Annotated in this window: 6 protein-coding genes; 3 read left to right on the top strand and 3 right to left on the bottom strand. The window is 64.1% G+C overall.

Annotation, left to right across the window (positions count from 1 at the left end):
* Positions 1 to 12: 12 nt before the first annotated feature.
* Positions 13 to 156 carry a T9SS type A sorting domain-containing protein gene (locus EI291_RS23525; protein ID WP_394343381.1) on the top strand — a complete coding sequence of 48 codons (144 nt, stop codon included), beginning with the start codon at positions 13 to 15 and terminating at the stop codon, positions 154 to 156.
* Between the two features lie 77 nt (positions 157 to 233).
* Here the strand turns inward: EI291_RS23525 and EI291_RS13670 are convergent, their stop codons facing one another.
* The 3 genes from EI291_RS13670 to EI291_RS13660 form a co-directional block, all read right to left on the bottom strand.
* The gene (locus EI291_RS13670) at positions 234 to 809 is read right to left on the bottom strand and encodes a transposase (protein WP_125420796.1); all 576 of its coding nucleotides are present in this window, start codon (positions 807 to 809) and stop codon (positions 234 to 236) included.
* The gene (locus EI291_RS13665; RefSeq protein ID WP_125420794.1) at positions 809 to 5,644 is read right to left on the bottom strand and encodes a DUF3320 domain-containing protein; all 4,836 of its coding nucleotides are present in this window, start codon (positions 5,642 to 5,644) and stop codon (positions 809 to 811) included. Before EI291_RS13665 ends, EI291_RS13670 begins: the two co-directional genes overlap by 1 nt.
* Positions 5,645 to 5,740: 96 nt before the next feature.
* Complete coding sequence (locus tag EI291_RS13660) at positions 5,741 to 7,501, bottom strand: amino acid permease (protein WP_240635548.1); 1,761 nt, start codon at positions 7,499 to 7,501, stop codon at positions 5,741 to 5,743.
* Positions 7,502 to 7,674: 173 nt separating this feature from the next.
* Between EI291_RS13660 and EI291_RS13655 the strand changes: the two genes are divergently transcribed.
* Together EI291_RS13655 and EI291_RS13650 are read left to right on the top strand one after the other, a co-directional pair.
* A complete protein-coding gene (locus EI291_RS13655) occupies positions 7,675 to 8,418 on the top strand; it encodes a carboxypeptidase-like regulatory domain-containing protein (protein WP_125420792.1) in 744 nt (247 codons plus the stop codon).
* 120 nt (positions 8,419 to 8,538) lie between these two features.
* Positions 8,539 to 8,889, top strand: coding sequence for a hypothetical protein (locus EI291_RS13650; protein WP_125420790.1), 351 nt, complete (start codon positions 8,539 to 8,541; stop codon positions 8,887 to 8,889).
* The last annotated feature ends 267 nt before the right edge of the window (positions 8,890 to 9,156 follow it).

The raw sequence follows: 9,156 nt of genomic DNA, 5'->3' as shown, positions 1-9,156 counted from the left end.
ACGCTGCGCGACGTGCAGGGCCGCACCGTGCTGCGCCGCACCGCCAACGCCGAGGCTCCCCTGACGCTGCCCCTGCAGCCGCTGCCTGCCGGCGTGTACTACCTCACGGTGCAGGGCCAGCAGCAGCAGCTGACACGTCGCCTGCTGAAGCAATAGCTGCCAGCAGCACCTTGCATCCGGCCCCCGGGCGGCCCCTGTACCAGGAGCTGCCCGGGGGCCGGATTGTTTCGGGTTCACTTCTGCTCGTGCACATACGGCCACTCCCCAAACCGCTCCGGCAGTCCCAGCCGCTGCGGGTGGGCCAGTAGGTACGCTTTAATGCGGGTTTGCTCGGCGGCGTCCGGTACCGGCAGTTCATGGAAGCCGGTTTGCCAGAAATCAGCCTCGGCCGGGAGCTGGCCGCGCAGCAGGCGGCGGGCCTGGGCGGCAGTGCGCTGATGCAGCAGCTCCACGGCTTTAGGCAGCGACAGGCCCGAGCGAACCGGCAGGTGCAGCACCGCGTGCAGGTGGTTGGGCAGCAGCACGAAGCACGGCACTTGCAGCCCCTGCTCCTCCAGCATCAGCAGCTCCCCGGCAATGGTTTCGGCCAGTTTCTCCCGCTCCAAGTACGCCGGACCCACGGTGCGGGCATCCAGCAGCGCATCGAAGCCGGCAAAGAACTGTTTTTCGGCGCGGCGGTGCGCCTCCGGAGAATCGGCGGCTTGCCGGGCGACTACGCGCCGGGCGTGCAGCTCCCGACCGGCCCGCGCCGGAATAGAGCCGGCCAAGCGCAGGGTGAGCAGGATGGTTTCTCCTTCGGATGGTAGCATCAGTCTGCTGGTTTCAATACGCCATTTACTTCCACTACCTCGCCTCCTTCCAGCAAACCGGCCAGCACGGCGTTTAGCTGCTGGCGCATTTCTTCTGATAAACGGGCAAAGCCAAGCAGGCGCACGGTGGGCAGGAATACGGCTTCGCGGGGCAGAGCGAAGCTCTGCTCGACTACCGTGCGCAGGGCGCGAGCCAGCTCCTCGGGGGATACGAAGGCGAGCTTGCGCGAAACGGCGGGTAGCTGGCTCCGGTCGCGCAGGGGTGGCTGCTGCATGGTAATGTCCCACAGAAACTCGCCCTGCTGGCGCACATGGCGCAGGTTGACGGCCAGTAGCGCGGCGGCACGGCCGGCTTTGCGCATACGGGCTCCTACCTGCGTGGCCCCGCTGGCCTGGCCCAGCCGGCGGGTGGCTTCGTGCAGATGAATCGGGCTTTCAATGCGGACAATGAGGGTAAGCCAATTGGCGAGCTGGCCCAGGCTGTGCTGATGCAGTTCCCGGTGCCCCACGGCGGCCGGCAGTTGCGCCACCTGGTACGGCTCGGCCAGCGCCTGGGTAGCCAGCGGCAACTCCTCCCGCTCAATCCCAGTGGTTTCTGCAATTGTTTCTGGCTCTTCCGGCTCGTCGGGGTCATCCTGGGCGGTACGGCGGGCTTCTTCGATGGCCTGCACGGCGCGCTCGGTTTCCCGCGCCGGGTCGCGGAACCAGTCGGTGCTCCAGATGCGGTGCAGCCGCCAGCCCACGGCTTCCAGCACCTGCTGGCGCAGCCGGTCCCGGTCCCGGGCCGAGCGGGCGGAGTGGTACATGGCCCCGTCGCACTCAATGCCCAGCACGTAGCGGCCCGGCTGGTCGGGGTCCACCACGGCTAAGTCAATGTAGAAGCCCTGACTACCAATTTGCGGGCGCACCACGTAGCCCCGGGCCGTGAGGGCGCGGTACACGACCTCCTCAAACGGCGAGTCCATGTCGCGGCCGGTTTCCTCGTGCTGGTAAAGGCGGCCATGCTGAGCAAAGTTGAGGAAGGTTTTGAGGGCCGCCACTCCCTTAGCCTGGGTGCGGCTTAGGTCCAGGTCGTCGGCCATGAGGTTGGTGAAAACCTCGCAACGCTGCTTGGCTCTGGTGATGAGCACGTTGAGCCGCCGCTCCCCACCATCCCCGTTCAGCGGCCCAAAGCTCATGGCAAGGTAGCCATCCTTGGTGCGGCCGTAGCCGATGCTGATGAGAATGACGTCCCGCTCGTCGCCCTGCACATTTTCCAGGTTCTTTATGAAGAAGGGCTCGTGCGGATGGCAGTTGAAGAAAGTCTCCGTTTCGGGGTGCTGGCGGCGCAGCACTTCCAGTGTATCCTCAATGGCCTGGCGCTGAGCCATGCTGAAGGCCACTACGCCCAGCGTAAGGCCCGGCGTGGTACGGGCATGCTGCAGCACAGCCTCGGCCACGGCCTGTGCTTCCAGCGGATTGGTGCGCGTGGTGCCCCGCTCGTAGTACGTTTCAGGCAGGTGATGATACACTAGTCCCAGCTGGCCCTGCCCGCCGGGACTGGGAAAAATCACCAGCTTATCCTCGTAAAACAGGTGGTTGGAAGGCTGAATCAAGGATTCGTGCCGACTGCGGTAGTGCCAGCGCAACATCCGCTCGGGCATCTGGCGGGCCTTACACAGCTCCAGAATGCTCTGAATGTCAGCCGTTACGTTTTCCTCATCAGCCTCCTCCCCGGCCCCGGTCAGGGAATCGAAGAACGAGGTAGGCGGCAGCTGCCTGGAGTCGCCGACTACCACCAACTGCCGACCCCGGGCAATGGCCCCCAGGGCATCCACCGGCTTCACCTGCGAGGCTTCATCGAACACCACCAGATCAAACTCCACCGCGCCCGGCGGCAGGTAGCCGGCCACCGACAGCGGCGACATCATGAACACCGGCTTAATGGCTTGAATGGCCCGCCCGGCTTCCTCCATCAGGCGGCGCAGCGACTTATGACGCGTCTTCTTGGCAAATTCGTTTTTGAGGATGAGCATCTGACCACCGGCCTGCGGGTGAGGCAGCCCCTCGTAGTGCCGGCGCAGGGCACGGACGCGGTTATGGTAAAGCGAGTCCTGATCGGCCTGACGGAAACGGGCGGCCAACTCCTCGTGGCTGGCCCGCTCAAACTGCCGCAGGGCCGGGTGCTGCTCGTGGGCCCGGCGCTGCAGGTATTCCAGCCACGTCTGGCGCACGGCGGCGGCTAAAAACCGGGGAGCTTCCGGCCAGGTTTCGGCCAGCAGCAACAGCTCTGGCAGCTGCTGCACGCTGGCAGCCACGTTGTTCCACTCCGTTATCAGGCGCAGGGCTGGTACATCGGCGGCCCAGGCAGCCAGAATTTCCTGCTGCTTATCAAACAGGTGAAATTGAAGCCGGCCCTCCGGACCGAAACGGCGCGCTTCGTTGAGGTGCAGATTATCCGCCACTGCCTGAATGGCGGCACGGTGCCGGGCCAGGCCTGTTTCGAGGGCGGATAGGTGGCTGACGAGGTCGTGCGGCTGATCTGCCTTACTCACCGGCTCCGCAAATGCTTGATACACATTATCCACTGGAGAGGAAAAGCCGGAAGACGGATTGCCAGTCAGATACGCCAGCAGCTCTTCAGGCAATTCACCCCGGCTGATGCGCTGGTGCGTCAGGGTAAGGTAGTGCTGCACTTTAGTTAACGCCGGCCAGTTGGAGCTCATCCCCTGCCAGGCGGCACCAAACAGAGACCCGGCCCAAGCGTCAGCCCTCGCCAACGTCTGCTGGTGGCGGGCGGCTTCGTGAATAGCGTCGATAACGGGCAGCAGCTCGGCGGCGTCTTTAGGTAGCGGGCCGCGCCACAGACGCTGCAGGCGCTGGCGGGCGCGCCGGTAGTCGCCGCTCAGAAAGCTCCACCATTTGTCGCCGTAGGAGAGCAAAGCGGCCCGCTCTGTGAGCAGCTGCTGGCCCCAGGCTTCGGGCAGCACAACAGCGTCAAAACCTTGATGTAAAGCGGTGTAAGCTGCGCCGACCTGCAGCAGTGCCATCAGGCGGCTGGCCTGCTGCACCCAGGCTGTAGCCACTACGGCCGCGCCAGCCAATGGTGGAGCCAGCTGGGCATGACGGGCGGCAGGTAGGAGCTTCTCGGCGGCGGCCCGGTCAGCAGGAACGGCCAGGCCCAACAGCGCGGCCAAGGCCACGGCTTGCCCGCGCAGCTCCTGCACAGCCGATTGGGCAGCAACCAGTTGGGCGGTAAGGCTGGATTGATCAGCTGGAAGCAATACGGTCAGCTCACTACCCCAGAAGCGCAGCTGCTTGGGCGGACCTATTTTCTGCAAAGTAGCCTGCAGGCGGGTGGCCAGGGCCTCGGCGTGGGCCGCATCGGCATCGGTCCAGGCGGCCAGATCGGAAAAAGCAATGCGCGGCAGCTCCACCGGGCCCTGTTCTTCGGCCAGGCGCAGCAGCTCACCGGCTACCTGCTGGGTGGTGCGGCGGCTGCGGCCGATAGGCGCGTTTACGGCCAGGGCGTAGTCGTTGAGGGTTTGGCGGTAGCGGGGCAGCTGGGCTACCTGGTCTTTCACGCTGGCAGCAGCGGCGGGGCGGCCGAGGCTCAGGGTCTGGCGCAGCTCGTCGTGCAGGGCTTTTTTGTTGGCTTTGTGGCTGTGCAGCTCCAGGCACGCCGCGCCCAGGCCCAAGGCATCGAGGCGGCGCTTCACTACTTCCAGCGCGGCCATCTTTTCGGCCACAAACAGGACCTTCTTCCCGGCCCCAATAGCCTCGGCCAGCAGGTTGGCAATGGTCTGCGACTTGCCGGTGCCGGGCGGCCCCTGCACCACCAGGTTGCGTCCTTCCTGCACCGCCAACAAGGCCAGCAGCTGCGAGGAATCGGCATCCAGCACCTGATGCAGCTCGTGGGCGGAACTTTCGGTGTCCAGAAACGCCGTGTCGCCCACCGTAGGAGCCGCGTCGCGGAAGCCGGTATCCGGGCCCAGCAGGGCTTCGATGGCGGGATGGTTGAGCAGCTCACTGTCGGCGGGCCAGGTGGCCGGGTCCAGGTCACGGTAGAGCAGGAATTTGCCGAAGGAGAAGAAACCCAGGGTTATGCTGTCGGGGGCTACCTGCCAGCGCGGGAAGCCGGCCACGGCGGCCGCTACGGCCGCGTAATACTCGGTCAGAGGCTGCTCTTCATCGAAGGCCGGCAATATCAAGCCAAAGCTGGCTTTGAGTTTGGCCTGCAGGGAAAGGTTAGTTTCGATTTCGACTCCGGTGTAGCGGAGCCTGAACCGCTCGGCAGCAGTGCCGCGCTCCAGCAGTACCGGTACCAGCACCAGCGGAGCCCGGCGCGGCTCCTCGCTACCGTCGGCCTCATACCACGTGAGCATGCCCAGCGCTAGGTACAGAATGTTCACACCCTGTTCCTCCAGGCTGGTGCGGGCGGTGTAATAGGTGGTCAGCAGCCTGCGTTCCAGCTTGGCCAGCGGCTCGGCAGTCTGTAGCTTATTGTCCGTAGTGTCGGCGGTCAGTGCGGCAGCGGCGGCGAGCTGCCGGGGCGTTACCTCAGCGGGCACCGGCAGCCCCAAAGCCGCTGCCCGGCGGGCGGCACGCTCCGGGTCGCCCTTCCACCCCACGGGAGCCGGTAGCGCGGCTTCCGGTACGGGAGCAAACACCATCGGACGGCCTTTGCGCACCAGCCGTTCCCATACTGCTTCCGACTCCTCGCCTACTATTTCCACGCCGCGCGCCTTGGATGGCCGGAAGTTGAGCAGGGGGTTGCGCAAACCCAGATCCAGCAGCTCCTGGCGGGAGGCAGCAAGCCGGGCGGCAAGAGAAGCAGCCATTGAATCAGTCGACATACAACATCAACCCGGTAGAAACTCCGGGCACTTATCATACAAAACCCGCCGAACACGAGTGCCGACGGGTTTATGAAGCTACCAGAAAACAGGGTTCTACGATACAGTCGTGGCCTTTTTCAGCCCCAGCTTGCTGTGCTTGGCGCCGTAGTTGAAATATACCACCAGCCCAATCACCAGCCAACCGAAGAAGAGCAGCCAGTTATTGATGCCCAACTGCGTCATCAGGTAGAGGTTGGTGAGCAGGCCCAGCACCGGCAACAGGCTCAGCTTTTTGCGGAACGAGAGCCAGGCCAGTGCCAGGCAGAACCCGAAGAACACCAGCATCGGAATGTAATGGCGGCCTTCCTCGTAGCCGCTGCCCAGGGCCGTGGTAAACTCCTGAATGCCGGCCTGGTTGTACACGAACAGCAGCACCGCGCCCACCACCAGCACCAGCGGCACCAGAAACTGCCCGTTGATGTAGGGCACCTTGAAGCGGGCGTCGCTCTGCCCGTAAGGGTCGATGATGAGGATACCGCCGCACACCAGCGCAAAGGCAAACAGCGTCCCGATGGAGGTCAGGTCAATTACCAGGTCCATGTTCAGCAGCATAGCCGGCACGCCCACGAAGAAGCCCGTGACGATGGTGCTGAACGAAGGCGTGTGGAACTTGGGATGCACCCGCGAAAATACCGGCGGCAGCAGCCCGTCCCGGCTCATTGTCATCCAGATGCGGGGCTGCCCAATCTGGAACACCAGCAGCACCGAGGCCATGGCCAGCACCGCCGACACGGCTACCACGCCGCCCAGCCACTTCACGCCAACCTTATTGAACACGTACGCCAGCGGGTCGCCCACGGCCAGCTCCTTGTAGTTCACCATACCAGTGAGTACCAGCGTGATAATCACGTACAGAATGGTACAGATGATGAGGGCGTAAATCATGGCCCGGGGCAGGTCCCGCTGGGGGTTCTTGCACTCCTCGGCCGTGGTGCTGATGGCATCAAAGCCTATGTAGGCAAAGAACACCGCCGATACGCCTTTCAGCACCCCGCCAATGCCGTTGGGAGCGAAGGGGCTCCAGTTTTCGGGCTGCACATAGAACGCGCCCACCAGAATCACTACGGCCACTACCACCAGTTTCAGGGCCACCAGCAGGTTGCTGGCGTTCTTGCTTTCTTTGATACCCACGTACACCAACGCTGTAATAGCCAGCGTAATGAGACCGGCCGGCAGATCCAGCACCAGCCGCAGGCCGCCGCCCAGCTCGGGCGCCGCCGCCCAGGCTTTGTAGCCCTCCAGCTGGGCCGGCGAGGCTTCGGTGAGTGGTTTGCCGGCCTGCATCAGGGCCAGCACTTCGTTGTAGTACTTGTGGGCGCTCTGCATACCCATCGTCAGCCAGATGGGCAAGTCAAGCCCGACCCCACTGAGCAGCCCGGTAAAGTAATCTGACCAGCTGATGGCCACCACAATGTTACCCACGGCATATTCCATAATCAGGGCCCAGCCGATAATCCAGGCGGCCAGCTCCCCGAAGGAAGCGTAGGCGTAGGTGTAGGCCGAGCCGCTCACCGGAATGGTGGCCGCAAACTGGGCGTAGCACAACGCCGAGAAGGCGCAGGCAATGGCCGTAAACACGAACAGCAGCGACACGGCCGGACCGCCGTCGTGGGAGGCGTTGCCGATGGTACTGAAAATACCGGCCCCGATAACGGCGGCAATGCCCAGGGCCGTCAGGTCGCGGACGGTGAGGTGGCGCTCCAGGCCGCCGTGGCTGTGGCCATCGGCATCGGCGGGCGGGTTGTGCAGGATGTCGTCGAGGCTTTTGCGGCGGAACAGGCCGGTGGAGCGGGAAGGGGGAATCTGAGTAGACAAGGCGTTGGAGAGGGGTTGTAAGAGGGGCAAAAGATACAGAATAATGCCGGCGGCTGCACGCTACGCCTCCGACGGCGACCAATCCGGCAGCGGCCGGCCCTACTTTTTTCTCGCCCCGCGTATGGAATCCGGCCCGGCCCGGCATCAGATAGCCCGAACCTTAGCTAACTGCCATGTCCCGCGCCCTCACCGTTGCCATCCCCCAGCCCTGCCACGAAAACTGGCAAGCCATGACGCCCGCCGCCCAGGGCCGCCACTGCGCCGCCTGTGATAAGGTGGTGGTGGATTTCACCCGCATGACCGACGCCGAAGTGGTAACCTACCTCGCCCAGACCAGCGGCCGAAGCTGCGGGCGTTTCCGGGCGGAGCAGCTGCAACGGCCGCTGCGAGTGGCTACCGAAGCGCCGATTTCGCGGCGGTGGCTGGCCGCTGCGCTGGCAGTGTTGGGTTTGGGTGCGGCCGAGGCAGCCGTAGCACAAAGCAAACCATCGGTTCTGCAGGAGCAGCGGATGCTGCTGGGGACACCAGTGGCGGTTCAGCCGTCTGCCAAGCCACCTCTGCCAACGGTACGGGGTATAGTACTAGACTCGGTTTCCCATGAGCCTTTGCCAGGCGTAACGGTGCTGCTCCAGGGTACAACTATTGGCGTAATTAGCAACGCCGACGGTGGTTTTGAGCTGGTATTGCCCGCTGAATATGCCCACCGCCCCAACGCTGTGCTGACGGTAAGCTCGGTTGGCTATGTACCGCAAACCCATGCAATCAACCCACAGGCAAGCCAAGTCCTCCATGTAGTGCTAGCCCCCGATGGCCGCATGCTGGCCGGTGAGGTCATTGTAACCGGCGGCTACTGCGCTTCGGCTTGGTACACCCCGCGCGGCCTGTGGCAGCGGCTGACGCGGCCGTTTCGGCGGTGATAGTGCCGCAGGCACATAACCTGAGCACTAGCTTGAGCTGCACCTTTTTCCCGTTGTAACTATGTTGCATTTGCCAATTTCGCCTCTACCTTTGCCACTCATCAACTGAGGCGGTGAAGCGTGCCGAACAAGCGTAAACTGTTTGCCTGGTGGCTGTTGCTGCTGCTGCTGCGGGTACTTATCCCCGAGGCGGCCGTGTTGCGCACGCACTTCCACCAGCACACCGACGACACGGCTACCGTGCGGTACGCTGCGGCGGCCGGGGCCAAAGCCGTGCTTTCAACGCAGCACCAGCATTGCCAGACGGAGCACCTGTTTGACGCGCCGTTTCGGCCGGCCGGGCCGATAGTGCTGCCCGCTCCGTTGGAGCTGCGGGCCTACGCCGTATACCGCCCCCAGGCCCCTGTTTGCCGCGCCGCCCACCTGCTGGACGAGGCTTCGTTGCGCGGCCCGCCCGCCGGCCGGGCCTAATCGGTGTCAATCCACTTTTCGGCTTGTTCGTGCTCTGCCCCTGGCTTATTACCGGCGGGGCCGGCGCAGTCTATCATTCCGGATAGCTAGTCGCCTTTACGTACTGGCAGTATCCGCCTACGGGCTGTTACTCTGCTGATTGCGCGAAGTGGGTTATCGGCCATAAGGCCATTGCGCACCTGCGCGTTGCCGCCTGCTGCGGCACTTTTCCTCTCCCCTTCCTGACTTCAACCCACCCGCTGGCTTTGCCGCTGCGGGCCTGGGTAC

Source organism: Hymenobacter rigui, assembly GCF_003944715.1.
Classification (GTDB): domain Bacteria; phylum Bacteroidota; class Bacteroidia; order Cytophagales; family Hymenobacteraceae; genus Hymenobacter; species Hymenobacter rigui.
Note: the sequence above shows the minus strand (reverse complement) of the source record. Positions and strands in the feature narration are given on the sequence as shown.

Bases quoted from the DNA above. Each gene is read 5' to 3' on its own strand.
- EI291_RS13665 (WP_125420794.1), bottom strand. From the start codon at position 5,644: ATGTCGACTGATTCAATGGCTGCTTCTCTTGCCGCCCGGCTTGCTGCC.
- EI291_RS13655 (WP_125420792.1), top strand. From the start codon at position 7,675: ATGTCCCGCGCCCTCACCGTTGCCATCCCCCAGCCCTGCCACGAAAAC.
- EI291_RS13670 (WP_125420796.1), bottom strand. From the start codon at position 809: ATGCTACCATCCGAAGGAGAAACCATCCTGCTCACCCTGCGCTTGGCC.